This window comes from Alishewanella sp. WH16-1, from assembly GCF_001441695.1.
In the GTDB taxonomy this organism is placed as follows: Bacteria; Pseudomonadota; Gammaproteobacteria; order Enterobacterales; family Alteromonadaceae; genus Alishewanella; species Alishewanella agri.
The window spans coordinates 1-460 of record NZ_LCWL01000144.1; the positions used below are offsets into that span (position 1 = coordinate 1).

At 44.6% G+C, this 460-nt stretch carries 1 protein-coding gene; it reads left to right on the forward strand.

Translation table 11 applies throughout. The features are described 5' to 3' along the window. Positions 1–41: 41 nt before the first annotated feature. The coding region (locus AAY72_RS14960; protein WP_197408428.1) for a transposase domain-containing protein at positions 42–460 on the forward strand (419 nt) is incomplete at its 3' end.

Consider the following 460-nt stretch of genomic DNA (forward strand, 5'->3'; position numbering starts at 1 on the left):
GTATATAAAGGCCTACAGAATGAACTCTGTAGGCTTTTTTTATGCATATTAGCCAAGCGCTGGAAACCGTTTTAGTAAATAGTCATACCGTTAACTTTGATAGTTTGTCAGATGTTTTAGACCCTGGACTTATTGAAACAGGGCTTAGCATTGCCGGTGTATCCACGATCAGAACTCGCCGTCTTCCCATGGAGCAAATGGTATGGGCAGTACTGGGTATGGCCCTGTTTCGTAATATGTCTATAAAACAGCTTGTATCTCAGATGGATATCTTGTTGCCAGGCAAAGTACCTTATGTTGCGCCAAGTGCCGTCGTACAGGCCAGGCAGCGTTTAGGCTACGAAGCGATAGAGCATATATTTAATCTCACCGCTGGACATTGGAATCAGCAAGCTGACCATCCCAATTGGTGCGGATTAACGCTATTAGGTGTGGATGGTGTTGTGTTTCGTACCGAAGA